The 24,343-nt window shown below is 44.2% G+C and carries 23 protein-coding genes; 11 read left to right on the plus strand and 12 right to left on the minus strand.

Translation table 11 applies throughout. The features are described 5' to 3' along the window. Window positions 1-99 precede the first annotated feature (99 nt). The 4 genes from pstC (at window position 100) to sohB (ending at window position 4,912) form a co-directional block, all read left to right on the plus strand. Complete coding sequence (pstC, locus tag F893_RS07585) at window positions 100-1,479, plus strand: phosphate ABC transporter permease subunit PstC (RefSeq protein WP_004279712.1); 1,380 nt, start codon at window positions 100-102, stop codon at window positions 1,477-1,479. Continuing rightward, window positions 1,479-2,870: a phosphate ABC transporter permease PstA gene (gene pstA / locus F893_RS07590; protein WP_004279713.1), complete on the plus strand. Its 1,392-nt coding sequence runs from the start codon at window positions 1,479-1,481 to the stop codon at window positions 2,868-2,870. Before pstC ends, pstA begins: the two co-directional genes overlap by 1 nt. A gap of 13 nt (window positions 2,871-2,883) precedes the next feature. Continuing rightward, on the plus strand, window positions 2,884-3,798 hold the full coding sequence (pstB, locus tag F893_RS07595) for a phosphate ABC transporter ATP-binding protein PstB (protein WP_004279716.1): 915 nt from the start codon (window positions 2,884-2,886) through the stop codon (window positions 3,796-3,798). Window positions 3,799-3,949: 151 nt separating this feature from the next. Next, window positions 3,950-4,912, plus strand: coding sequence for a protease SohB (gene sohB / locus F893_RS07600; protein WP_004279717.1), 963 nt, complete (start codon window positions 3,950-3,952; stop codon window positions 4,910-4,912). A gap of 29 nt (window positions 4,913-4,941) precedes the next feature. On the opposite strand, the gene F893_RS07605 is transcribed toward sohB, so the two are convergent. From F893_RS07605 to F893_RS07650, 10 genes are all read right to left on the minus strand, one after another. After that, entirely contained in the window at window positions 4,942-5,583 is a 642-nt protein-coding gene (locus F893_RS07605) for a DUF2238 domain-containing protein (protein WP_004279720.1), read from the minus strand. 88 nt (window positions 5,584-5,671) lie between these two features. Continuing rightward, the gene (gene purB, locus F893_RS07610) at window positions 5,672-7,060 is read right to left on the minus strand and encodes an adenylosuccinate lyase (RefSeq protein ID WP_005104591.1); all 1,389 of its coding nucleotides are present in this window, start codon (window positions 7,058-7,060) and stop codon (window positions 5,672-5,674) included. Between the two features lie 54 nt (window positions 7,061-7,114). Next, a complete protein-coding gene (gene hflD / locus F893_RS07615) occupies window positions 7,115-7,846 on the minus strand; it encodes a high frequency lysogenization protein HflD (protein ID WP_004279723.1) in 732 nt (243 codons plus the stop codon). Between the two features lie 7 nt (window positions 7,847-7,853). Then, window positions 7,854-8,993: a tRNA 2-thiouridine(34) synthase MnmA gene (gene mnmA, locus F893_RS07620; RefSeq protein ID WP_004279725.1), complete on the minus strand. Its 1,140-nt coding sequence runs from the start codon at window positions 8,991-8,993 to the stop codon at window positions 7,854-7,856. A gap of 4 nt (window positions 8,994-8,997) precedes the next feature. Next, entirely contained in the window at window positions 8,998-9,483 is a 486-nt protein-coding gene (locus tag F893_RS07625; protein WP_004279727.1) for an NUDIX hydrolase, read from the minus strand. A 41-nt stretch (window positions 9,484-9,524) separates the two neighbouring features. Further along, a complete protein-coding gene (locus F893_RS07630) occupies window positions 9,525-10,100 on the minus strand; it encodes a hypothetical protein (RefSeq protein ID WP_004279729.1) in 576 nt (191 codons plus the stop codon). A gap of 68 nt (window positions 10,101-10,168) precedes the next feature. Beyond that, window positions 10,169-10,699, minus strand: a complete 531-nt coding sequence (locus F893_RS07635) for a gamma carbonic anhydrase family protein (RefSeq protein ID WP_004279730.1) — start codon at window positions 10,697-10,699, stop codon at window positions 10,169-10,171. A 111-nt stretch (window positions 10,700-10,810) separates the two neighbouring features. Then, on the minus strand, window positions 10,811-11,959 hold the full coding sequence (gene dacC / locus F893_RS07640; protein ID WP_004279731.1) for a D-alanyl-D-alanine carboxypeptidase PBP5/6: 1,149 nt from the start codon (window positions 11,957-11,959) through the stop codon (window positions 10,811-10,813). A 128-nt stretch (window positions 11,960-12,087) separates the two neighbouring features. Further along, on the minus strand, window positions 12,088-12,468 hold the full coding sequence (locus F893_RS07645; RefSeq protein WP_004279732.1) for an MCR_0457 family protein: 381 nt from the start codon (window positions 12,466-12,468) through the stop codon (window positions 12,088-12,090). Window positions 12,469-12,629: 161 nt separating this feature from the next. After that, complete coding sequence (locus F893_RS07650) at window positions 12,630-13,001, minus strand: MCR_0457 family protein (protein WP_005251317.1); 372 nt, start codon at window positions 12,999-13,001, stop codon at window positions 12,630-12,632. A 111-nt stretch (window positions 13,002-13,112) separates the two neighbouring features. Between F893_RS07650 and surE the strand changes: the two genes are divergently transcribed. The 3 genes from surE to F893_RS07665 all read left to right on the plus strand — a co-directional run bounded on the left by surE (window position 13,113) and on the right by F893_RS07665 (window position 15,847). Continuing rightward, window positions 13,113-13,901 (plus strand): 5'/3'-nucleotidase SurE, encoded by a 789-nt coding sequence (gene surE / locus F893_RS07655; protein WP_005251318.1) that lies wholly within the window; start codon window positions 13,113-13,115, stop codon window positions 13,899-13,901. Window positions 13,902-13,995: 94 nt separating this feature from the next. Further along, window positions 13,996-14,826, plus strand: coding sequence for a peptidoglycan DD-metalloendopeptidase family protein (locus F893_RS07660; protein WP_005104583.1), 831 nt, complete (start codon window positions 13,996-13,998; stop codon window positions 14,824-14,826). A 91-nt stretch (window positions 14,827-14,917) separates the two neighbouring features. After that, on the plus strand, window positions 14,918-15,847 hold the full coding sequence (locus F893_RS07665; RefSeq protein WP_004279736.1) for a LysR family transcriptional regulator: 930 nt from the start codon (window positions 14,918-14,920) through the stop codon (window positions 15,845-15,847). 59 nt (window positions 15,848-15,906) lie between these two features. Here F893_RS07665 and F893_RS07670 read toward each other — a convergent pair whose 3' ends face one another. Then, window positions 15,907-17,118, minus strand: coding sequence for an aspartate aminotransferase family protein (locus tag F893_RS07670; RefSeq protein WP_005251319.1), 1,212 nt, complete (start codon window positions 17,116-17,118; stop codon window positions 15,907-15,909). Window positions 17,119-17,278: 160 nt separating this feature from the next. On the opposite strand from F893_RS07670, the gene grxD reads away from it, so the two are divergent. Beyond that, entirely contained in the window at window positions 17,279-17,620 is a 342-nt protein-coding gene (gene grxD / locus F893_RS07675; RefSeq protein ID WP_004279738.1) for a Grx4 family monothiol glutaredoxin, read from the plus strand. 90 nt (window positions 17,621-17,710) lie between these two features. Here the strand turns inward: grxD and F893_RS07680 are convergent, their stop codons facing one another. Beyond that, a complete protein-coding gene (locus F893_RS07680) occupies window positions 17,711-20,338 on the minus strand; it encodes a Lon protease family protein (RefSeq protein WP_005251320.1) in 2,628 nt (875 codons plus the stop codon). 198 nt (window positions 20,339-20,536) lie between these two features. Between F893_RS07680 and F893_RS07685 the strand changes: the two genes are divergently transcribed. The 3 genes from F893_RS07685 to F893_RS07695 all read left to right on the plus strand — a co-directional run bounded on the left by F893_RS07685 (window position 20,537) and on the right by F893_RS07695 (window position 24,233). Then, window positions 20,537-22,705, plus strand: coding sequence for an AmpG family muropeptide MFS transporter (locus F893_RS07685; RefSeq protein WP_005251321.1), 2,169 nt, complete (start codon window positions 20,537-20,539; stop codon window positions 22,703-22,705). A 1-nt stretch (window position 22,706) separates the two neighbouring features. Next, a complete protein-coding gene (gene gloA, locus F893_RS07690) occupies window positions 22,707-23,108 on the plus strand; it encodes a lactoylglutathione lyase (RefSeq protein ID WP_004279741.1) in 402 nt (133 codons plus the stop codon). Window positions 23,109-23,252: 144 nt separating this feature from the next. Continuing rightward, the gene (locus F893_RS07695; protein ID WP_005251322.1) at window positions 23,253-24,233 is read left to right on the plus strand and encodes a bile acid:sodium symporter family protein; all 981 of its coding nucleotides are present in this window, start codon (window positions 23,253-23,255) and stop codon (window positions 24,231-24,233) included. Window positions 24,234-24,343 lie beyond the last annotated feature (110 nt).

Here is a 24,343-nt window from a genome sequence, read left to right on the forward strand (position 1 = left end):
GATTTTGAAAACGCTGGTGGTAGGGTCAACCTACCATCGGCTTTTTGCGATAAACAAGTTTTTTCAAACCATGAAAATTGAAAAAACAGTGGAGAATACATGAATCTGCTACTTATAGGTGTGTTATTGGCCATCATGGCCATAGCCTATCAAATCGGATTAAGTAAAAGCCGTAGCTTAGCAGGTAAGGGAAGCAATTCTGCAAACTTACACTCGCGTCCCGGATATTATGGTGCCCTGGTTGCACTATGGTGTGGTATCCCTGCGTTTTTAATTTTGATTGTTTGGAATATGGTGGAACCCACTTTTCTGAAGCAGGTGGTACTCAACCATTTGCCAGAAAATGTTTCGGCCAGTCTGGATCCGGCAAGTTTGAGCGTTGTGATTGATCGCGTTCAGGCACTTGCCTCAGGTTTTGGAGTGAGTGATACACCGGCAGCCTATGAAGTCGCAGCTGCGGAACAGCTGGCTAAATTCTCGACCATTGGTACCTTTGCCAAATTGGCAGTCGTGATTTCAGCTGCACTGGCTGGTCTGGTCTGGGCAAAGAAACATATTAGCCAGGAATTCCGTGCACGTAACCAAGTCGAAAAAATGATTAATATCGGCCTGGCATTGTGTTCGGGTGTGGCGATTCTGACCACTCTCGGGATTGTAATGTCGATGTTTGGCGAGGCGATGCGTTTCTTCAGTTTCGTCAGCCCACTGGATTTCTTCTTTGGTACCCAATGGAACCCAGGGTTTAGCACCTCTGGCAGTGCTGAAGGCAGTTATGGTTTATTGCCACTGCTCTGGGGCACGCTCATGGTCAGCGGGATCGCACTTTTAGTTGCAGTTCCGGTTGGTCTGATGATTGCGATCTATCTGGCAGAATATGCTTCACCGCGATTCCGCTCTTGGGCAAAACCTATGATTGAAGTGTTGGCGGGTATTCCTACGATTGTCTATGGTGTCTTTGCCTTGATGATCATCGGTCCATTCCTTAAAAGCATGGGTGCTCTGGTCGGACTCGAAATTAATGCCACCAGTGCGCTGACCGCCGGTCTGGTCATGGGCATCATGATCATTCCATTTGTATCTTCTTTGTCAGACGACATCATCACTCAGGTGCCGCGTGCCTTACGTGATGGTTCTTTGGGCTTGGGGGCGACCAAATCTGAAACGATTCGTCAGGTGGTTTTACCCGCAGCCCTACCGGGTATTATCGGTGCGTTCCTGTTGGCAGCGTCACGTGCAATTGGTGAAACCATGATCGTGGTTCTTGCAGCCGGGAACAGTCCGCAGTTGCATGCCAATCCGCTTGAAGCCGTATCTACGGTCACGATTACCATCGTGAATCAGTTAACTGGCGATACTGATTTTGCTAGTCCACAAGCACTGGTAGCCTTTGCACTAGGATTGACGCTATTCGTCATTACCTTGGGTTTGAACATTGTTGCACTGATCATCGTGCGTAAATATCGTGAGCAATACGACTAATGAGTACTTCAAATACAACGCCTGTGGATCAGCGTATTGATCCATCCATCGCCGCCGAGCTGCGTGAAAAGCGTAAGAAGACCATTCAAAGCTCTTTGGCACGACGTCATCGTAAAGAAAAAACCTTCCGTTTATTTGGTTTCTCTGCGGTACTGGCAGGTCTGTTCTTTGTGGTATTGCTGTTCGGGAGTATTTTATCCAAAGGTTTGCCTGCATTCTGGCAAAGCAGCATGAGTTTGCCGATTCATTTCGATCCAGCCATTGTGGATATTGGTCCAAAACCAAAGCCAGCTGCAGGAGAATCTCCAGCACAGTTTGAAGATCGCTTTATCGCATGGCAGACTGAAGTCGGAATGGTGGATTGGGATGCACTAATTATCAACGGCATGATCGCCAAAGACAGCAAGCTGGAAAGCCAGCGTGATGAACTGGGTTCTTTATATACCAGTTCTGAGGCGTATCGCTTGCGTGACATGGTCATGAATGACCCGAGTCTGGTCGGTCAAAGTAAGGAAGTGAAAATTCTGGCGGATGCCAATGTCGATGTCTGGTTGGCGGGAAATATTGACCGTGATCTTCCCGATGAACAGCAGCAGCTCAGTCCTGAAGTACGTCAGGTGGCGGACGAGATGAAAGCCTCTGGTGTGATTGAAAATAGTTTCAATACCAATATTTTCACCAGTCCTGACTCACGCAGCTCACCGGCAACTTCAGGCTTGGCAGGCGCCTTCATGGGCTCACTGTTCATGATGATGATCGTGATCTTTATCTCGATTCCAATCGGGGTGGCCTCTGCGATTTATCTGGAAGAGTTTGCACCGAAAAACTGGATTACCGATGTGGTCGAAGTCAATATCAACAACCTGGCAGCCGTACCATCGATTGTCTTCGGTCTATTGGGTGCAGCGATCTTCATTGGCTGGATGCATTTGCCACTGTCAGCCCCATTGGTGGGTGGTCTGGTACTGAGTCTGATGACCTTACCGACTGTGATCATCACCACACGCGCATCACTTAAAGCGGTTCCACCTTCGATTCGTCAGGCAGCTTTGGGCCTCGGTGCTTCCCGCATCCAGACAGTATTTCATCACGTCTTGCCTTTGGCTTTGCCGGGTATTTTGACGGGCGCAATCATTGGGGTCGCACAGGCTTTGGGTGAAACTGCACCATTGTTATTAATCGGGATGAGTGCTTTTGTTGCCAGCGTTCCAGCCACACCATTTGATCAGTCAACGGCTTTACCGGTGCAGATTTTCTTATGGCAAGGCAATGAATTACGTAACTTCTTTGAAGGGCGTACCGCAGCAGCAATTATTGTACTTCTGGCCATGATGATCAGCTTGAACAGTCTGGCCATCTGGTTACGTAAGAAATTTGAAGTCCGTTGGTAATAGGGGCAGAATCATGAACACAACTGTTATTCAAAATTCCTTAAAAAAGGATCAAATCGTGAATCCACAACAGACACAATTCACCTCGGATGAGGCGACTCAAAAGCCGGCAACTCCGTTTGTTTCCCAGTTCGATACGCAAAGCAGCAGCAAAAAAGATGCGAAGTCGACGAATGTGAAACTTAGTACTTCTGATGTGCATGTGTACTATGGTGAAGCGGAAGCGATTAAAGGCATTGACCTGAACATTTATGAAAATGAAGTGATTGCTTTTATTGGGCCATCAGGCTGTGGTAAATCGACCTTTCTGCGTACCTTAAACCGCATGAACGATACGATTGATAGCTGCCGTGTGACCGGTAAAGTCATGCTGGACAATCAGGATATTTATGATCCAAACCTAGATGTGGTCTTGCTACGTGCACAGGTTGGTATGGTTTTCCAGAAGCCGAACCCATTCCCGAAATCAATCTTCGATAATGTCTCCTATGGTCCAAAACTGCATGGTTTGGCGCGTGACAAGTACGATCTTGAAGAAATTGTAGAAGGCAGTTTGCGTAAAGCTGGTTTGTGGGAAGAAGTGAAAGATCGTTTAAACCAGCCGGGAACAGGTTTATCGGGTGGTCAGCAGCAACGTCTGTGTATCGCGCGTACCATTGCAGTCAGCCCGGAAGTGATCCTGATGGATGAACCATGTTCAGCACTTGATCCCATTGCAACCGCTAAAGTAGAAGAGCTGATTTCTGAGCTTTCTACGCAATATACCATCGCGATTGTAACGCACTCTATGCAACAGGCAGCGCGTGTATCTGATCGTACTGCATATTTCCATTTGGGTGATCTGATTGAAGTCAACTCGACCGAAAAAGTCTTTACCCAGCCAGATCATCAGTTGACTGAAGCCTATATTACCGGGCGTTTCGGTTAATCCGATCTCTAGAATAAGAGCCGTAAGGCTCTTTTTTTATAGGTGAAATAGATGGTGATAATCGTAATAATTCTCGAAATAAAGTTGAAAAAAACCGAAATTGACCTAATCTAAAGGAATAAATCCGAATTAAATAGAGAATAGATTTTTTATGTTATTTCATACTCCGAAACTGTCCGCTGAAATCCGTATTAGTCATCTCAATGCGCGTATCAATGAACAACGAAAAAAAATAGCGCAAACTACTGGCTCTAAACTGGAACTTTTACAGTTATCGCAACAACTGTCAAAAGAAGCGCGTGCACGTAAGAAAACCAATCAAAAAATCTATGTGCTCGATTTTAAAGGTGATATGGCTGCTTCTGCGGTAGAAGGCTTACGTGAAGAAATCACTCTGATTCTGGCCACAGCCAAAGCAGGTCGTGACCGCGTTGTAGTGCGTCTGGAAAGTCCGGGCGGCATGGTCCATGGTTATGGACTTGCAGCAGCTCAACTGGTACGTTTACGCGAGGCAGGTTTTCATCTGACCATCTGTGTCGATAAAGTAGCCGCTAGTGGCGGTTATATGATGGCGTGTATTGCCAATGAGATTATTTCTGCACCATTCGCGATTGTCGGTTCAATTGGTGTGGTTGCTCAAGTCCCCAACTTTAACCGCCTACTGAAAGACAATAAAATCGACTTTGAACTCTATACCGCTGGACAGTACAAACGTACCGTGACTATGTTTGGTGAAAATACCGAAGAGGGTAAGGCTAAGTTTGAAGAAGAACTACAGCAAACCCATGCTTTATTCAAACATTTCGTTGAGAAGTATCGCCCGCAGCTGAATATTGAAAAAGTGGCCACTGGTGAGCATTGGTATGGTCGGGATGCGCTGGATCTAAATCTGGTGGATAAACTGCAAACCTCAGATGAATACCTGCTCAACTTGTTGACCCAACATGATATCTATTCCATCCAGACCCGCAAGAAACCAACTTTGGGTGAAAAACTCGGCCTGCAAGCAGCGCAAATTGCTGATTCACTGATACCCACTGTCATGAATAACGTTATGGAAAGCTTAAGTAAAGCAAACGCAAATCTGGTGCAAATACGTGATCCAAAACTTTAATCCAGTTGATCTTGAATGAATTTCAAAGCTCACTTCGGTGAGCTTTTTTGATTTTTCGGTATCAATTGCAGCCCGCCTGTTATCGCTGCACCAATCGTAGCAAGCAAGATGTCTTTGTGCGCATCCCAGATATCACCTTGTTGTCCATTATAGTTTTCAGCTTCCTCAGGAGATAAACCAATGGCGATCAACCATTCCAGCCACTCATAGATCATGCTGCTGGCCACCACAAACTGAATCACCAGCAGGGAAATGACCACAGGTTTTTGCTGCGGCAACCAGACCTGAAACAGCCGGTAAAAAACTGGATAAAGTAATAATCCGTAGGCCAGATGGACAAAACGGTCGAACATATTGCGTGACCAGTGCATGGTTTCATTCAGATTAAAGCCAAAAATCTGTTCGATCCACTGGTTATAGGGCACATAAGAATACAGATAGTGCGCAGCAATCACATGAACAATCAGAAAAAGAATATATAAATTAAAACTTAAAAAATTCAGGCCAATTTTATACAAGCAGATGAGCAGCATGATGATCATGAAAACTGTACCTGCCTGATGCAAGAGATAAGCTTCCAGTTCTAAAGGACGAATACTGGCAAACAAAATCGCCAGAATTAAAATGCCCAGGCTCGTGTAATGTTTGGCGGAAAGTCGATGATCAATCATGTCGTTATTATGAAATATCTTTTTAGAATAAAATACATTATAAATAAAAAGGCGAAGCCTGAGCTTCGCCTTTTCGTCTTATTGCAAATTAGATTTTTGCAATCAGCTCAGCTACCTGTTTAGCTTGATCAGCAGCATTACCTGTATATGATGCAGGTGTCATTTCCGCTAAACGCGCACGGTCAGCAGCAGGAACAGCTTCTAACTCGTTACCGTTTACGAAATCTACCATCATGTCGCGAGTCATGGCTTGACCACGAGTCAGGGCTTTCAGTTTTTCGTACGGTTTTTCAACGTTGTAACGACGCATTACAGTTTGAATAGGCTCAGCCAATACTTCTTGGGCATTATCCAAATCTTCATTGATACGCGCAGCATTCAACTCAAGTTTACCAATACCTTTAGAGCAAGCTTCAAAAGCAATTAAGCTTTGCGCAAAACCAACACCCATGTTACGAAGCACAGTAGAGTCAGTCAGGTCACGCTGCCAACGAGAAATTGGCAGTTTTTCACCAAGGTGTGCAAGTACAGCATTTGCAATACCCAAGTTGCCTTCAGAGTTTTCGAAGTCAATCGGGTTAACTTTGTGCGGCATGGTTGAAGAACCGACTTCGCCTTCTTTCAGTTTTTGCTTGAAGAAACCAAGAGAGATATAGCCCCAAACATCACGGTTAAAATCGATCAGAATAGTGTTGAAACGACGCAGCGCATCAAACAATTCAGCCATATAATCGTGTGGCTCGATTTGAGTGGTGTACGGGTTGAAGTCTAGACCCAGAGACTCTACAAATGCTCGTGAATGCGCAGGCCAGTTGATGTCTGGGTAAGCAGAGTAGTGCGCATTGTAGTTACCGACTGCACCATTGATTTTGCCCAGTAGCTCAACATTTTTAAACTGTTTGATTTGACGTGCAAGACGGTAAGCCACGTTTGCCATTTCTTTACCCAAAGTCGTCGGGCTTGCAGTTTGACCATGAGTACGAGACAACATTGGCTGGTCTGCATGCTTTTCAGAAAGCGCAACGATTGAATCAATGATTTGCTGCATAGATGCAACCAGTACATCACGACCGCTCTTCAACATGAGGGCATGTGACAGGTTGTTGATATCTTCAGATGTACATGCAAAGTGAATGAATTCACCGGCATTTTTAAGTTCTTCAATACCAGCGATTTTTTCTTTCAGGAAATACTCAACCGCTTTAACGTCGTGGTTAGTGGTGCGTTCGATCTCTTTGATGCGATTGGCGTCATCTTCAGAAAAATCGCTCACAATCGCATCAAGCGCTGCATTAGTTTCGCATGAAAACGCCGGTATTTCAGTAATTTCCGGGTGGTTTGCAAGCGCTTGTAACCAACGCACTTCAACAGTCACACGAGCATGGATTAAACCAAACTCAGAAAGAAAAGGACGTAGAGCATCACATTTGCTCGCGTAACGTCCATCTAATGGAGAAAGTGCAGTTAAAGCGTTCATATCGATTCCTTAGATTTTGGAATTAAACGTAAAACGAAACACGTGCAGCATCAGTTAAACCACCTGAAACTGTAAACGCGCTAGATTCTGAATATCTTGTAGCAACTTGCGTTTGCCAAATACCATGCCCCAAGAGCTGCCACCGAGCTGACGCCACAGGTGTGCCATTTGCAAACCGGTAAATAAAGACGCACGAATGCGGTTGGTGTGTCCGGCATCCTTAAAGGCTTCGGCATTGCCACGTACCATAATGCGCGGATTAATCTGTCCGGCAGTATCGACATAGGTTTGAGCTAGATTGGCAATGATGCTGGGGTGCAGGTAATTATTATCAAAGAAAGAAAGCTGTCTGAGAATTTTCTGTTGGGACTGTTCAATAATTTCAACAAATTTGGGATTGCTATAGACCTTCTTTTCTAACTGAAGAAGTGCCATTGCATAGCTCATGGGAAGTTTGGTGCTGGAAAGTTTTGGAATTCTGGATTTTGGAGAAGTATTGAAGGGTTGAATGATGCTGCTTTCTAATATTTTTAAACCTAAGGAAATATCAGCCAGTTGATTAAAAAAGTCGAGCGTCTGGGCATTCTGATTGCTGCCGGGACGGATATTAAGACTGGCTCTAATCAACTGTTCAAAATAAAAGTTACCACTTTCACCAATGCTTTGCTGACCCGTCAATGCTGTCATATGGGTCAGCTGGGTGGCCTGAAACACACCCGCTAATGCCAAAGCACGATTTTGACGAGTATTCAACGTTGTGGCTGGTTGAAATGGTAACTCCGTCATGCCGAATTCATCCTTTTATAAAATCAGGTTTAGGTGCATTGGTATGATGAATCACACCACCCCCTAAACAAACTTCACCTGAATAGAACACCACGCTTTGACCCGGGGTCACTGCACGTTGAGGTTCATCAAACTCAACACGAACACCATTCGGTGATTCTGAATCTTGATACACAGTACATGCTTGATCAGTCTGACGGTAACGGGTTTTGGCCGTACAGCGGAAGCCTGTTTCAGGAATATCCTGCTCACCTGCGACCCAGTCAATCGCTTCACTCCAAAGTGTAGTACTTTGCATGAGTGGGTGTTCATGGCCTTGACCGACCACCAGACGATTGCCTTCGATATCTTTATGCAATACGAACCAGGCACCTTCAGCAACGCCTTTCATACCGCCAATACCAATACCACCGCGTTGACCGAGCGTATAGTACATTAAGCCGTGATGATCACCAACCTCTTTACCATCTTCCAGCACGATTTTTCCGGGTTGAGCAGGTAAATATTGCTTTAAAAAGTCATTAAAACGACGTTCACCAATAAAACAGATCCCAGTCGAGTCTTTTTTCTTGGCCGTAACCAGATCTAATTCTTCTGCAATTTTACGGACTTGTGGCTTTTCAATTTCACCAACAGGGAACAGGGTCTTATTAATTTCACGACCATGAACCGCATGCAGGAAATAAGTCTGGTCTTTGTTATTGTCCACACCACGCAATAAAGGTGCATATTCTTCACCACGTGAGTTGGTCATGGTTTCACCACGACGGCAATAATGACCCGTCGCAATAAAATCTGCACCCAGATTTACTGCGTGATCGAGAAAGGCACGAAATTTAATTTCTTTATTACATAAAATGTCTGGGTTTGGCGTACGGCCAGCTGCATATTCCGCCAGGAAATGTTCGAATACGCGATCCCAATATTCCATGGCAAAGTTTGCGGTATGCAGTTTAATGCCGATTTTGTCGCAAACGGCTTGTGCATCGGCAAGATCCTCCATCGCCGTGCAATATTCTGTGCCGTCATCTTCTTCCCAGTTTTTCATGAAAAGACCTTCAACCTGATAACCTTGTTGAAGTAAAAGGGCAGCAGAAACAGATGAATCTACACCACCTGACATACCGACGATGACACGTTGTTGCATAGGATTAGGCATCCAAATTTGAAATTAAGGGAGAATTTTGGTGCTCGTAAATGAGCGATAAAGGGTACTTTTGACCTGAAAGCGCATCTTGTACGGCTTTAATCACCAGTGGGCTACGCGCACGAGCAGATTCAAGCAATTCATCTAGCGTCATCCAGACTGCACCGATAATGTCAGCATCTAAAGCGGCATTTGGGTCGTAGTCAATGGATTTGGCTAAAAAGCAGAAACGAAAATAAGTACGATCCGGGAACATCGGTGGGGTATAGGTATAAATACCTAGCAGTGATTCAATACTCACTGTATGTCCGGTTTCTTCCATGGTTTCGCGAATGGCAGCTTCAATAATAGTTTCGCCACATTCGATATGACCCGCAGGCTGATTAAATACCGTGTGTGTCACACCTTCTGTATGTTCTTCTACAAACAGGAATTTTCCGTCTTTTTCAACGACAGTTGCGACAGTGACATGAGCAGTCCAAGCAGTCATAAAGCAGCACCATGGAAAAGGATGCACTATTGTATAAAATTTTAGGGTGTGTGGCTATGATGAAATTTTCCGAAAACTATAGTTTTAAACTTTCCTTCAAATTCATTGTTATGATTATATAGAAAGTCAATTTGACTTTCAGGAATTGGATGTTGGCATATTTCTAGACATGAGTAATATTTGATTGTATTCTTCAGGGAAAGTTCACGTCTTTTTTGTCTAATTTCAACTTTATTTTCATCATAATGTGAAATAAGTGTTTCGAAGTTTTTTACGGGTACTTCTTGTATTTGTACATATAAGTTATTTAAATGTACTTCAAAATAATTTATATTTTCCTTGAGTATGACGGCAGCCTCTAAAGCATTTCTGAGATCATTTTTTTCGAGTTGAATGTTATATTGTACCTTCCAAGAAATAAAACCAATGATGGCAACTATAGGTGTTATTACATAAGCAGTGGTTGTAATAATTGTGTTAATTCCAGTCATACTGAAGCTACAAGATAAAGATTGTCCTTGACACACTGCTATGTACTGAAAAAATCCACATATGAATAAAATTATTATGTAGGTGAGTAGATAAAATCCCACATATTTTTCAATTTCTTTAAACATAAATATTCATATAGAGATAGATTTAATTTATTGTATCTAACGATCAAAAAATTTGGCAATTAAAACAGTTATTTATAATTCCCAGAAACTTTTACATAATTATGTGCAGAATACGGCAAGAACGCCATTTCTTTTTCAGTGAGCGGACGTGCTTTTTTTGCCGGGCTACCAACATAGAGCCAGCCACTTTCCAAAACTTTACCCGGTGGAACTAGCGTACCTGCACCAATCATCACATCATTCGGAATGATGACATCATCCAGAATAATGCTGTTAATCCCAATTAGTACACGATTACCAATCGTACAACCATGCAATGTCACATGATGGCCAATCGTGACATCTTCACCAATGATCAAAGGCGAACCATTCGGTTTATCGGCTTTTTTATGACTGACATGCAACATGGCATGATCCTGAACATTCGAATTTTTACCAATCCGGATTGAATTAACATCACCACGAATCACGGCAAAAGGCCAGACAGAAACATTTTCAGCCAAGACCACATCGCCGACCACGATTCCCATCGGATCGATATAACACGATTCATCAATTTGTGGAGTCGTGTCTAAATAAGAACGAATGTTTTGGCTCATGGTGATCTGCTCATTAAAAGTTTAAGGATCATGTGCATAGTATAAAATAAAAAGCACCCATCTGAATGAGTGCTTTGGTCTTAGTGCTAGACTAAAACAGTCTATTTAAACTTAGAACAAGTTTGAGAAGAATTGTTTAATGTGGTCGAGCATACGTGCGAAGAAACCAGCTTCTTCAACCGCGTTTAAAGCCACCAACGGTTTTTCTGAAATTACTTTACCATCCAGAGTCGCTACGTATTTACCTACGACCTGACCAGGCTGTAAAGGTGCAGTCAGTTTAGGCTGAACCACCAGCTGGGTTTTAATCGCATTAGCCTGACCTTTTGGCATGGTCACGTTAAAGTTTTCCGCAAGACCGATCTGAACTTCATCTTCCTTACCAAACCAAACTTTGGCTTTGGCAAGTACCTGTTTGGCAGGTTGAACATTTTTGGTTTCGAAGTTTGCATAACCCCAAGCCAGCAATTCACGTGTTTGTGTCGCACGTTCCTGCATGGTTGGTGCACCAAAAATCACTGAAATCAAACGTGTAGGTCCACGTTTTGAAGAGGTGGTCAAACAATAACCAGCTTCATCAGTATGGCCAGTTTTTAAACCATCTACACTCGGGTCAGTATATAGCAGGGCATTACGGTTACCTTGCTTGATGCCATTAAAGGTAAATTCTTTTTCCGCATAAATCGGATAATATTTAGAACTGTCTTTAATGATGTGTTGTGCCAGCGTTGCCATATCTTTGGCAGTTGAATAATGACCTTCAGCCGGCATACCGGTTGAGTTCACGAAGCTGGTATTGGTCATGCCAATACGTTTAGCTTCCTGGTTCATCATATGTGCAAAGGTACCCTCGTTCCCTGCAATATGTTCAGCCATGGCTTTCGATGCATCATTCCCTGATTGAATAATAATCCCGCGAAGCATTTCAAGTGCAGTTGCCGTACCATTTAAAGGTACATACATACATGATTCCGCGCTACTGCCGCGACACCATGCTGACTCGTTCATGCGCACTTGTTCATCTTCAGTGAGTTCACCGCTCAATAGTTTTTGTTCGATGATGTAACTGGTCATCATCTTGGTCATTGAAGCAGGGGCTAATTTTTCATTTTCATTTTTTGAAGCGAGAAGTTGCCCTGTCTCGTAGTCCATTAGCACGTAGGATTTATTATTCAATTCTGGTGGTGCAGATAGGACAGTTGCTGCAAAGCTAAAACTAGGAACTAATAATAATGCAGCAAGGGCAGTTTTTTGGGTCATTTCTAGTGGGTTCCTATATCTTGATGTAAGCACGAAGAGCCTAGCATTTTAGGACAAAGCTAGGCTGACTTCTATGGGAAACCCGGTCTTATTTCAAAAGTATTGTAAGTTATCGGCAGAAAAGCAGCTTAATTGTTATAGGTGGTTAATTCATTACAAATCACCTGATTTTTTTTCTTGCCGGCTTTCTTGGCATCCGATTGTGCTTCGGCCAGAATATTGCGGAAATCGTTCTGTTTTGCCATCTGGTTTAAGCTTTCAACCGGATTACGCTGGCTCGGCATATACTCAGTCACCAGCTTGGTATAACCCTGATTAAACTGTGACTTGTCTTTGACCATGCTTGGACAGATTTCTGAAAGAACATAAATGGCTGCCAGTTCCTGTTTGGTCACTTGCTGAGTTGGGGTAACATTAATGTTTTCATCGGCTGCAAATGCAGAAGTTCCCAAAAGAGTGGCGGCAGAAATTGCGCAGAATGTTAAAGCTTGGAATATTGGATTTTTCATTGAAAACTCAAAAAATGGATTTAGAACAATAATTTGCCTAGCTTAAACTTATTTTTGAAATTGAAAAGTGGGAAAATGTAGCGAAGCTGTAGAATTATGAATAAATCTGTAAGAGAAAATAAGACGATGTTTACACCGTCTTATTTGAAAATTTAGCTGGCTTAGCCTTGGTAGTTCAGCATTTCTTCACAGACAGTTTTCTGCTCGTCTGAGCTGGTTTGCTTTGCACCCTGACGTGCTTCTTCAAGTAAAGATTTATATTCACTGTCTGCCTGTAGCTTTTGATAGCTCATGCCTTTATCTGAGTAGTCTGCAAGATAAGACTGGATCAATTGTTCAACGGTGCTGTTAAATTTTGGATTTTGACCAATGATTGCCGGGCAAACTTCAGCCATAACCTGTGCTGATGCAATATCTTCTTTTACAATGGTATTGTTTTCTTCAACAGTCAGATCGTTTGCCATGACTGAAGGGGAAATAAATGCTGCCAAGCTTAAAGTGAGAGCGCTAAGTAAAGAGAATTTTTTAATCATCTTGAGCCACATATTATAAAGATGGATGTCGAGCAATAAATATATATAATTCCTGCACTAATACAATGAAATGTCCTAGTCAGTCATTTTTTAGCGTAACGAGATTTTTTAGTGAATATTTTAGTTTCAAATGATGATGGGGTGTTTGCACCCGGTATTCAGGCTTTGGCGCAAGCGCTAAAGCCTTTGGGGCGAGTGGTGATTGTGGCACCGGAAAGTGAACGCAGTGGCTTTTCTAGTGCCTTAACTTTGGACCGCCCTTTACGCCCAATCCAGATTTCTCCTGATGTCTGGGCGGTTAATGGGACGCCGGCAGATTGCGTTTACTTGGCTATGAACGGGCTATTTGATTTTGAATTTGACCTAGTGGTTAGCGGGATAAATAGCGGCGCAAATCTGGGAGATGATATCTTGTATTCCGGTACAGTCGGGGCGGCCTTTGAAGGTCGTTTAACTAAACATCCTGCGATTGCCGTATCACTGAGTGGGCCGAATGTACGTGGCTATCAGCAGCCTCAGGATTATCAGTTGGCCGCCGAATGGGTGCATGATTTTATTGCTCGTGGTTTGCCTGTTCTGCCTGAGCGACATATTTTTAATATCAATATTCCAGATGTAACTGAATTGCAGGGTGAAAAAGTGACATATCAAAGTCGCCGCCGTCAGTCTAAACCGGTGACGAGTCATGTAGATCCGCGTGGTCGTCAGGTATTTTGGATTGGACTCTCGGGAGAAGCAGTCGCAGAACCTAAGCCGGGATTTAGCGAGATTGATTCAGACTTCTCTGCGGTCGCCAATGGCTATGTCAGTATTACCCCGATTCAGATGGATGCCACCAATTATGAGAGTTTGCGGAATTTGCAAACACAATTGGAAGAAAATGCGTCCTTAGTGTTATAACTTTGTGAAAAACTCGCGATTGCAAGTATATTGCCGTAAAACTTTGCTAATCTTAACGAAATTTTGCAACCGTATAGCATTAGAGAGGAAGATAATGTTCTTGGTGTTACCGAAATGTGTCGTAGCTTCGCCTGCAACCCTGATTAAAACCCTTGTTTTATCGACCGTTGTTATTTCTACAGGAGTAATTACCGGTTGTGCCACCAAACCCCAGGTGAATAATGCAACGCGTTATGCAACAGCTCCTGATTTCTATACGGTGCGTTCAGGAGATACATTGAGCGGGATTGCAGCACGTTATGGGCTGAACTATATCAGTGTCGCGGAGATGAATGATATCAGTGCGCCTTACCGGATTTATGTCGGACAATCAATCCGCCTGAAAAGCAATACTGCGCGCCGTAGCACCAGTACTCAGGCTATGACTCAGGCAGCGCCAATCCAGCGTCAAACAATTGCAGTGCCTACACCGGCACCGGTGACACCAGCAACCACAGTACAAACCACACCACGCGTCAATACATCTGCACCGGTTACGCCAGTATCTACGGCTGCAGGTTTACGTTGGGTAAAACCATCGAATGGTGCGATTCTTCAGCAATACAATTTAGCTTCTAATATCAAGGGCACCCGCTATAGTGGCAATGTCGGCGATCCGGTATTTGCAGCAGCAGACGGGCAGGTGGTGTATGCCGCTGATGGCCTGAAAGAATATGGCAATCTGGTGTTGGTGAAGCATATCAATGGCTATATCACCGCTTATGCACATAACAGTAAATTGAATGTGAAAAGTGGCCAAAATGTAACGGCTGGTCAAAAAATTGCAGAAATGGGATCGACTGGTACAAACCGTACCATGCTTGAGTTTCAGGTGCGCTTAGACGGCAAACCTATTAATCCTACTGCAGTTTTACCAAACAATTAAATAAATAATGCAAAGTGTAAATTTCGCCGTATAATACAATAAGTTGCTTTTATCAAATGATGAAGCACCTCATAAGTTTAGAGGGAAATTTATGTTAGATCAACTTCGAGCAATGGGTGTCTTTGCTTGCGTTGTGGAGAAGAACTCGTTTAGCGGTGCTGCCCGTGAATTAGGGATTACGACCAGCGCCGTCAGTCAACAAATTCGCTCATTAGAACACGATATGGAAGTCGTACTTCTAAATCGTTCGACGAGAAAATTAAGTCTGACCGAAGCGGGACAAGCTTTTTTCCATAGCTGTCAAGAAATGTTATCTGCTGCTGAGCGCGGTAAAGTCCGGATCAATGAGTTACGTGATGATCTCGTGGGTGAGCTGCGTATCGTTTCTTTGCCAGAATTATGCGCGAATCATGTGATTCCTGCACTTTCTCATTGGATAGCTGCACATCGCGGCTTGGCAGTACATTTAGAAACAAACAATCATGAGGTTGATTTGTTGGATGGGCGAGTTGATATCGCCCTAAGATTTGAACAGAAAAATGATGAGCATAATCTTCAGGTTGTGCCATTGATGCAGATTGAGCAAATTCTGGTGGCGACACCGAGTTATATTAATCAAAGCACCATTATTTCGAAACCTGATGATCTTAAAAATCATGAGGTCTTGCCTTTAACGCATCTTAAAAACCATCAGTATTATCATTTCCAACATGTGAATACTGCAGAAAAAGCCGAGTTTGAACTGAAATCCCGTTTCAGTACCAATAACGGTTTGGTTGCAAAATCGATGTGCTTGCAGGGTAATGGGATTGCCAAGGTTTTATATCTTGATGCTAAAAAGGATTTGCTTAACGGTACTTTAGTTGAAGTTCTGCCTGAATGGAGACTGCCATCGATTACACTGTATGCGGTTATTCCGAAACGTGAACAACAACCGACAAAAATTCTTCGTTGTCTTGATACCCTGAAACAATATTTTAGCCAGATCTCTGGCGGACGTATGTTACAAAACGCATCATAGAGTGCAGAATAATAAAAAAGCCGCTTTAGAGCGGCTTTTTTAATTTTTAGGCTAGGGCTTTATGCCAAATAAGCTTTGATCATTTTTACCAGACGTTCGATCAACTGGTCTGCCTGCTCCTGGGTAATATTCAGGGTAGGCAACAGACGAACGACATTGCCTGCAGTGACATTGATAATCATCTTGTATTCATTGCGTGCAATCGCAACCAGATCACCACATTCTTTTGGTAATTCAATCCCGATCATCAGACCGAAACCACGTACGATGACATTTTGATCTGCCAGTTTGTTGAGTAGCTGGTCAACGATATAAGCACCTTTTTCAGCCGCATTCGCGACGATATTTTCTTTTCGCATAATATCGAGAATGGTATAGACCACACGCGAACCCAGTGCTGTACCGCTATAGGTAGAACCGTGATTTCCAGCAGTTAATACACCGACGCCACGACCTTGGGTCATGACTGCACCAATCGGGAAGCCATTTCCTAAGCCTTTGGCTGTGGTCAGTACATCCGGAATAATATTGGTGTGCTGATAAGCAAAGTATTTACCGGTACGGCCATTACCAGTTTGCACTTCGTCCAGCATCATCAGCCAGTTATGCTGGTTGCAGATTTGGCGAATTTCTTCTAAATAGCTGAAACCTTGAGGTGCGGTATTCACACCGCCTTCACCCTGAATAGGCTCAATCAAAATCGCTACGATATCCGGATGATTGATTGCAGCTTCTTCAATTGCTTCGATATCACCAAAAGGTACACGAATAAAACCTTCAACCAGCGGGCCAAAACCTTCTTGCACTTTTTTATTGCCTGTAGCAGACAGGGTGGCCATGGTACGACCATGGAAAGACTGGTCAGCAACAATAATTTTTGGTGAAGCAATGCCTTGCATATGACCGAATTTACGTGCAATCTTGATTGCACCTTCATTTGATTCTGCGCCACTGTTGGAGAAAAATACTTCTTCCATACCTGCAACTTCAGCCAGTTTCTGTGCGGCAGCGGTTTGCCAAGGCACTTCAAACAGGTTGCTGGTATGAATCAGGGTCGCTGCCTGTTCAGCAATCGCTTCGGCAATGACTGGATGCGCATGGCCCAAACCGCATACCGCAATTCCGGTTAATGCATCTAAATACTCTGTACCATCTTCGGTATAAAGATATGCACCTCGTCCTCGGACAAAGCTGATCGGTTGACGGCCAAAAACAGGCATCAAATGAGACGGTTGATCAGTTTGTACCGGTGCGAGGGTAATATTATTCATGACTAACTCTTAACTGTTAGGTGGAAAGAAAAACTTATATAAGCAAAAACCCACTCAGATTTAAAGGGTAATTGTAAATAAAATTGGAATTATTGCTTTAGACATACTGTTTTGCCTGGATTTGGGTATAATGCGAGACAGATGAGTTGAGGATTTATCAATGACTGAACAAGCACGCGATACCGAAGCGTTAATTCGTGACCAAATTGCAAAACACGCAGTACTTCTTTACATGAAAGGCACACCGCAATTTCCACAATGTGGTTTTTCTGCACGTGCAGTAGAAGCACTCAGTCAAATTGGTCGTCCGTTTGCTTATGTAAACATTCTGGAAAACCAGGACATTCGCGCGATGTTACCACAAATCGCCAACTGGCCGACATTTCCACAGCTTTGGATCAATGGTGAGTTGATCGGTGGTAGTGATATCATGCTCGACATGTTCCAAAAAGGTGAATTAAAGCCTTTAGTTGAACAGTATAGCCCGGCAGCTGATGCTTAATTTTGTATTAAATTAAGTTCAGATGTGAAAAAGCGCTTCATTGAGAAGCGCTTTTTTTTATCTCTACTTTTGCTTAGGTCAAGGTTAGAGTTAATCCTCTGTCGCTGCATCCGGCTTTTCAACTGTCGAAGCATCAGCATCAACTTCAGTTTGTGGCTCGACGATTTGCTTCTTGTCTTTTTTCTTCTTCTTTTTTTTCTTTTTCTTCGGCACTTCGACCAGTTCGGCACCATCTTCAATCGCTTGCCAATAATCCAGCTGTGCCATCACTGCGGCATAGATTGAATTTTTGCTATAACGACCTTTTTTATCCAAGGTGCCGACAGGACGCGCCATCAGAATTTCCAGCGCCTGATCAATGGTATCAATCGCGTGAATATGGAACTGACCTTCTTCCACAGCAATGGTGACATCTTTACGCAGCATTAGATGTTGCATATTTTGACGCGGAATAATCACACCTTGTTTTCCGGTCAGACCTTGTAACTTGCAAGCATCAAAGAAACCTTCAATTTTGGCATTCACACCACCTACCGGTTGTACTTGTCCCAGCTGGTTCATGGAACCGGTAATGGCCCAGGATTGATCAATCGGTAACTGACTTATGGCAGACAGTAAGGCAGACAGTTCCGCGACTGTGGCACTGTCACCATCGACCTGGCCATAACTTTGTTCAAAGGCCAGTGCAGCAGAGAAATGCAAGGTCTGTTCACGACCAAAATGTGCTTTCAGGAAAGACGACATCAGCAACACGCCTTTAGCATGTAAAGAGCCACCGAGTTCGACACTGCGTTCGATATCCAGAATATCACCACCACCTTGATAAACCGAAGCAGTCAGTCGTGAAGGCAGACCAAATTCAACATCAGCATAATGAATGACGGACAGGGCATTGATTTGGCCCAGACGATGGCCGCGGGTTTCGATCAGTTGAGTACCACGAGTCAGATCTTGCCAATACAGTTCACGTAAATAGCCGAGACGATATTTGCGATGATCCAGGGCAGTATTGATATGTTTTTCTGACACCATCTTGTCGCCAGCCTGGAAGGCATGATGATGTGCTTCACGGATCAGATCACCCAGCGTCAGGGCATGTAATGACAATGAACTTTGATCTTCGGCCTGACGGCTGGAATCTGTGAGCAATGCCGCCAAAGCAGAACGGTCAAAAGGTAATAATTTATCCGATTGCACATAGTCGGCAATCAGCTGCATATAGGCCTGCTCGTTGTCGTCATTACGTTGTAATGTATCGGTAAAATCAGCACGGATTTTAAAGATGCTGCCCAGCTCTGGTTCAAGCTCTAAAATTTCATAATAAATTTCAGGCTCAGCCAGCAAGATGACCTTGATATTCAATGGAATCGAAGCAGGTTCAATCGAAATGCTGCCGGTTAACGTGATCATATGCTCAAGCGAGGACAATTTTAAATGCCCCGATTTAAGCGCGCGCTTCAAGCCTTGCCATGCATAGGGCTGTTCCAGCAATTGTTCCGCTTCCAGCATCAGGAAGCCACCGTTAGCCTTGTGCAAGGTACCTGAACGAATCAGGGTGAAGTCGGTGGTAATCGTGCCATTTTGGGTCAGTTGTTCCACATGACCCAAAAGGTTGTAATGCGTTGGAAAATCTTCAAAGATCACCGGTGCACCACTGTTCGGCTTATGGGTAATAATTACATTTGCCTGATAACGTGCCGGAACGCGGCTGAATAGTGCCGGAGTGAAGTCATCTTCTTCCTGTTCCAGCACGATTTCGACATTATTGATAATGTCTTCGGCATAATATTTCAGATAATGTTCCAGACCTTCCACATGTTTGAATTTCGCTAGAATCTGTTCGACTCGCGGCAAGACGACCTGCTTGGCGATATCGCGGTTCAGGATCTGTACGCGATCGCGTGCATCATCTTCCAGATCACCTAGGTGTAAACCCAAACGTTTCAGTTTCTTGTCCATATAGCGCATGTTAGAGGCTAGTTCGGCACGATCTTTGTTGCTTAATGCATTCAGATCTTCCTGAGACATTTCCTGCAATTTGTCATCAATCAGATGCACAGGGACAAAACAGTGCTCATCATGTCGCGAGATCAGCTTCAGATCCAGTTCTGCGCCTTCTTTGGTCAGTTCGATCAGTGCCTGCTGCTGTTCATCACCCGTTTCCTGGCGAATCATTTCAATGCGGTTATGATAGGTCTCTGCAGTAAAACGGCGCTCAAGCTGCTTGAGGATCGTTTGCCAGCTTTGATTCAACATGGCCTGGAATTTCGGCCCTTGACCTGAGGGCAGTTCTAGCGCAATCGGCTGACGCTGGTTCTGAAAGTTATTGACGAACACCCAGTCATTCGGGGTTTCCATAGTTTTGGCGTGCTGTTGCAGCAAACGCTTCACCATGGTGCGTTTTCCGAGTCCTGCGGTACCCACAGCAAAAATGTTATAGCCGGAATAAGGCAGGGCAATCCCGGCCTCAACTGAGGCGCGTGCGCGATCTTGGCCCAAAAAGTTATTCAGGGGCTTGATCCGTTTGGTTGACGCAGGAATTTTTTCTAGGTTTGGAATATGCGTCAGCTGGGTGGATGTTAACCGGGTATGGTCCAGAGTATTTTTAATTTCGCTTTGTTCAAATGCAGAGATAAGTAAATCTGAGCGGATTTTTTGTGGAGTTGTGCTGGTGTTGCTGGCAATAGAAGAATTAATTTGATCGAGTCTCTGGGTCACTGTTGAAAATCCAAAACGAAATATTACGTTGATGAGAGTTAAGGTATACAGATTTACTTGAAAAATTCAAGCCAACATGTCGCTTTTGCCAGAAAATAAAAAACCGGAAATGTGATAAATATATAAATCTTGTTGAAAGATACGCTATTACAGGATTGAATAGCAGCAATTGGTTTTTCTGCGGAAAATAATAAAGCAATGACAACACAAACGACGGGTTGGAAATCCGCATTTACAGCATTTTTAGATCGACGTGCATTGATCATGCTGTTCTTGGGATTTTCGGCTGGTGTGCCGATTCTTCTGATTTTTTCCAGTCTGTCTTTATGGTTAGGTGAGGCCGGAATCAGCAAAAGTGCAGTAACTTTCTTTAGCTGGGCCGCATTGGGCTATTCGTTTAAATTCGTCTGGGCACCGCTCATTGATGAACTTCCTGTCCCTTTTCTGACCAAGGCTCTGGGACGTCGTCGTGCCTGGTTGCTGATTGCGCAGATTCTGATTGTCTGTGCCATTTCCATTATGGCCTTTTCTGATCCGGCTTTGGGTGCAACACATTTACAGCAAATGGCGCTCGGTGCAGTCCTGCTTGGTTTCTCCGCAGCAACGCAGGATATTGTGATTGATGCCTACCGGATTGAACTGGCGGAAACCCAGATGCAGACCGTATTGGCCGCCACCTATAATGCCGGTTACCGGATCGGGATGATTGTCGCTGGTGCTGGTGCCTTGTTTCTGGCGGCCTATTTGGGAACTGCGAAAGGCAACTATATCTATGATGCCTGGAAATGGACCTATCTGGCGATGGCTGCTGTCATGCTGGTCGGTATTATCACCACACTGTCCATTCGGGAGCCGCAGGTTGACCGTGTGCGAAAACACTATGTGCGCAGTGATTATTTCCGTTTAGTCGCCGTATTTTTTGTTGCGGTGATCAGTTTTGTACTGAGCTATATCTATTCAGGCAATCTGGTGGACAGTATCAAGCAACAGTTTGCTATTGAAGATACCTTTGCCTTGTTCTGTTTTGAGGCCTTACGCTTTATTGGCTCAGGTGCTGTCGCATTTGCGATTGGTGCAAGCTTGGTAAAAATGGGTGCGGTTAACAGGCAGATGGCCTATGAAACCTGGGTCAATCCGGTTGCAGACTTCTTTAAACGTTATGGCTTGAAACTGGCATTGGTGTTGTTATTGCTGATCGGTTTTTATCGGGTCTCCGATATTATTGCCGGCGTCATTTCTAATGTGTTCTATCAGGACCTGAATTTCAGTAAAGAACAGATTGCCGAGGCAGTTAAAGTCTATGGAGTCATTTTCTCTTTAGTCGGTGGATTCCTTGGCGGGCTCTTGGCCCAGAAGATGAACATCATGAAACTGATGTTTGTTGGTGCTGTGCTGGCCTGTTCCACCAACCTGATTTTTATCGGCCTGGTCAAGTCTGGTGAAAAACTAGCAGCTGTCGAAGTCACGGTCGGTAATCAGGTTTATCAGGCAGAGACCGATGAAGTTGGTTACTGGAAGCTGGATATACCGAGTGCTGTGCTGGCGCAGAGCAAACAGCTACAAGTATCGGCTGCTTATCTGGATGGAGATGTTACTGATCAAGCCCCGGTACAGGTCAATATGCCGTATTTGACCACAGAACAGGGCAGCACCCAGTTACAGATCTTGCCGATCACCAGTGACAATAGCCTCACTGTAGCTGAACAGGACAAGACCATTGTAGTGCGCGGCCAGTATGTCGGTGAAGCACTGCAAGAAAATCAAAAGATTGTTTTACAAATCAATGATCAAAATATTGAGGCAAAACTGGAAAGTGAAGGCGTATTTACTGCCGCGCTTCCTGCACAACAACTGATTCAGTCACCTGCACATATTATCAGTGCCGTCTTGATGCAAGATGATCAGGCACTGCAGCAAACAACGCATGTTTATCAGGTCAATGATCAGCTGAGCAATACCCAGAATCTGGATGTCGATATTCAGCCCTTGGCAGTGGTGGATAGCAACAGTTCAGATACGGTCGAAGTCAGTGGCAAGGTGATTAAACCTTATAGCGACAAGTGGCTTTATTTTGCCATTATTGTCGATAATCTGGCCGCCGGGCTGGCTGGTGCTGCGTTTATTGCATTCTTGTCGAGCTTGACCAGTGTGTCATTTACCGCTGTTCAATATGCGATTTTTAGCTCACTCATGACCCTGACGCCTAAGATTTTAGGTGGATATTCGGGTACTATAGTCACCAATATCGGTTATCCGAATTTCTTCCTGATGACTACTCTGATTGGGATTCCGATCCTGATTCTGGTGGTCTGGGTCGCAAAACTGCTCGGTGAACACCAACAACAATCTGTACAGAAGGATGATTAATATGCGCATGCTACATACCATGTTACGTGTAGGCAATTTAGAACAATCTCTCAAGTTCTATACTGAAGTACTTGGCATGACTTTGCTTCGTAAGCGTGATTACGAAGAGGGCCGTTTTACCCTGGCTTTTGTCGGTTATGGCGATGAAGAGAATCACACCGTACTGGAATTGACCCATAACTGGGATACAGACAGCTATGAACTGGGCAATGCTTATGGTCATATCGCGATTGCAGTTGATGATGCTTACAAGGCTTGCGAAGAGATTAAAGCGCGTGGCGGTAATGTGGTGCGTGAAGCTGGCCCAATGAAAGGTGGCGTGACTGTAATTGCATTTGTAGAAGATCCAGATGGCTACAAGATCGAGCTGATCCAGCAAGACAACAATGCACGTAATAACTAAGTGTGACGTAGCGAGATATATGAAATGCATTCATGTATAGATGAAAATATTACATCAATCTGAGTGCATAGCATGGGCCCGGCATCTGTTAAGATAGCCGGGCATTTTTATATCAAACAATAAAATCTGAGGGATTATAGGGATATGCTTAAGTTCTTGGCATTGGATCGGTTTACGATACTGTTGTTTGTGATGGTTTTGCTGGCCAGTGTGCTGCCAGTTTCGGGGCAGGCGGCTGAAGTCTTTGGCTGGGTGACGACAGGAGCGATTGCCATCCTGTTTTTCCTGCACGGCGCCAAACTGTCTCGTGAAGCTGTGGTGCAAGGCATTATGCACTGGAAATTGCATACTTTAGTTTTTGCGCTAACTTTTGCCCTGTTTCCGATTCTCGGGCTTTTGGCCAAGCCGATTTTATTACCCATGCTCGGACAGGAACTATATTGGGGTTTCCTGTTTATGTGTTTCCTGCCATCCACCGTGCAGTCCTCGATCGCCTTTACTTCAGTGGCTCATGGCAATGTCGCCGGGGCGGTATGTAGTGCCTCTTTTTCCAATCTGATCGGTATGTTTATTACTCCATTATTGGTCGCATTTTTTATTCTCGGTCAATCTGATCATGGTTTTGATCCGACTTCATCGATTATCCAGATTACACTGCTGCTCTTGGTGCCGTTTATTTCAGGACAGATTCTGCGTCCCTGGATCTATCCGCAAATGATGAAAATGCCAAAAATCGTCAAGGTCTTCGATCAAGGCTCGATTTTACTGGTGGTGTATGGCGCTTTTAGTAGCGCCGTAGTGGCCGGGCTGTGGAATGAAGTGAGCCTGAGTACCTTGTTGCTGCTATTGCTGGCTTGCTCGGTGTTACTCACCATTGTGATGCTGTTATCACTTTATATTCCACGCTGGCTGGGCTTTAGCCGCGCTGACCAGAAAACGGCATTCTTTTGTGGTTCCAAGAAAACCCTGGCCAGTGGAGTGCCGATGGCGCAAATTTTATTTATTGGCCAGCCGCTGGGCATGATTGTCCTGCCGATCATGATTTTTCATCAGATTCAATTAATGGTCTGCGGGATTATTGCCAATCTGTGGGCCAAAGAGACTGGGTCAGAAGCTGAAGAATAATTCGCATATTAAATTCGTTTCACGTATAATAATGCCCACTTGTTGTGCTTAGCTCTGACGGTATCCGTCTCGGTGGGCCAAAAGAATGGTCTGTTGTGGTGTTGATCTGC

It is taken from the genome of Acinetobacter sp. CIP 102136, assembly GCF_000369685.1.
In the GTDB taxonomy this organism is placed as follows: Bacteria; Pseudomonadota; Gammaproteobacteria; order Pseudomonadales; family Moraxellaceae; genus Acinetobacter; species Acinetobacter fasciculus.

Bases quoted from the DNA above. Each gene is read 5' to 3' on its own strand.
- pstC (WP_004279712.1), top strand. From the start codon at position 100: ATGAATCTGCTACTTATAGGTGTGTTATTGGCCATCATGGCCATAGCC.
- pstA (WP_004279713.1), top strand. From the start codon at position 1,479: ATGAGTACTTCAAATACAACGCCTGTGGATCAGCGTATTGATCCATCC.
- pstB (WP_004279716.1), top strand. From the start codon at position 2,884: ATGAACACAACTGTTATTCAAAATTCCTTAAAAAAGGATCAAATCGTG.
- sohB (WP_004279717.1), top strand. From the start codon at position 3,950: ATGTTATTTCATACTCCGAAACTGTCCGCTGAAATCCGTATTAGTCAT.
- F893_RS07605 (WP_004279720.1), bottom strand. From the start codon at position 5,583: ATGATTGATCATCGACTTTCCGCCAAACATTACACGAGCCTGGGCATT.
- purB (WP_005104591.1), bottom strand. From the start codon at position 7,060: ATGAACGCTTTAACTGCACTTTCTCCATTAGATGGACGTTACGCGAGC.
- hflD (WP_004279723.1), bottom strand. From the start codon at position 7,846: ATGACGGAGTTACCATTTCAACCAGCCACAACGTTGAATACTCGTCAA.
- mnmA (WP_004279725.1), bottom strand. From the start codon at position 8,993: ATGCAACAACGTGTCATCGTCGGTATGTCAGGTGGTGTAGATTCATCT.
- F893_RS07625 (WP_004279727.1), bottom strand. From the start codon at position 9,483: ATGACTGCTTGGACTGCTCATGTCACTGTCGCAACTGTCGTTGAAAAA.
- F893_RS07630 (WP_004279729.1), bottom strand. From the start codon at position 10,100: ATGTTTAAAGAAATTGAAAAATATGTGGGATTTTATCTACTCACCTAC.
- F893_RS07635 (WP_004279730.1), bottom strand. From the start codon at position 10,699: ATGAGCCAAAACATTCGTTCTTATTTAGACACGACTCCACAAATTGAT.
- dacC (WP_004279731.1), bottom strand. From the start codon at position 11,959: ATGACCCAAAAAACTGCCCTTGCTGCATTATTATTAGTTCCTAGTTTT.
- F893_RS07645 (WP_004279732.1), bottom strand. From the start codon at position 12,468: ATGAAAAATCCAATATTCCAAGCTTTAACATTCTGCGCAATTTCTGCC.
- F893_RS07650 (WP_005251317.1), bottom strand. From the start codon at position 13,001: ATGATTAAAAAATTCTCTTTACTTAGCGCTCTCACTTTAAGCTTGGCA.
- F893_RS07660 (WP_005104583.1), top strand. From the start codon at position 13,996: ATGTTCTTGGTGTTACCGAAATGTGTCGTAGCTTCGCCTGCAACCCTG.
- F893_RS07665 (WP_004279736.1), top strand. From the start codon at position 14,918: ATGTTAGATCAACTTCGAGCAATGGGTGTCTTTGCTTGCGTTGTGGAG.
- F893_RS07670 (WP_005251319.1), bottom strand. From the start codon at position 17,118: ATGAATAATATTACCCTCGCACCGGTACAAACTGATCAACCGTCTCAT.
- grxD (WP_004279738.1), top strand. From the start codon at position 17,279: ATGACTGAACAAGCACGCGATACCGAAGCGTTAATTCGTGACCAAATT.
- F893_RS07685 (WP_005251321.1), top strand. From the start codon at position 20,537: ATGACAACACAAACGACGGGTTGGAAATCCGCATTTACAGCATTTTTA.
- gloA (WP_004279741.1), top strand. From the start codon at position 22,707: ATGCGCATGCTACATACCATGTTACGTGTAGGCAATTTAGAACAATCT.
- F893_RS07695 (WP_005251322.1), top strand. From the start codon at position 23,253: ATGCTTAAGTTCTTGGCATTGGATCGGTTTACGATACTGTTGTTTGTG.